This is a genomic window from Photobacterium sanguinicancri (assembly GCF_002265265.1).
In the GTDB taxonomy this organism is placed as follows: Bacteria; Pseudomonadota; Gammaproteobacteria; order Enterobacterales; family Vibrionaceae; genus Photobacterium; species Photobacterium sanguinicancri.
Window position 1 is genome coordinate 1 of record NZ_NOIF01000555.1, and the last position, 349, is coordinate 349.

Annotated in this window: 1 protein-coding gene; it reads left to right on the plus strand. The window is 68.2% G+C overall.

Translation table 11 applies throughout. From position 1 onward, the window contains the following. Window positions 1–349, plus strand: a 349-nt coding sequence (locus tag ASV53_RS26720; RefSeq protein ID WP_205049260.1) for a hypothetical protein, incomplete at both ends; no start/stop codon positions are given.

The following is a 349-nucleotide window of genomic DNA, read 5'->3' on the forward strand; positions in this document are numbered from 1 at the left end:
AGGACGACAACAACCGGCTGACCCCCGACGGCACCGGATGGGTCGTCCGCGGCTTCTTCAATCTCACCGACGACAAGGACAGCTACTTCGTCCTGCGCGAGAACCGCACCGACCCGAGCATCGAGTACCGCATCGCTCTGCCGGCCGGCGCGCAGCTGATCGTCGACACGCAGCGCCTGTGGCACGCCGCCACGCACAACGGCACGGAGCCGCGCTACTGCCTCATCACCTCGTGGACCTCGGGCCCCGAGCTCGACGCCTACATCGAGAAGTACCACGGCACCGACGACGTCCCGAACGTCGAGGTCCCGCAGGACGTGCTGGAGCACGGGTACGCCGAGCAGGCCCG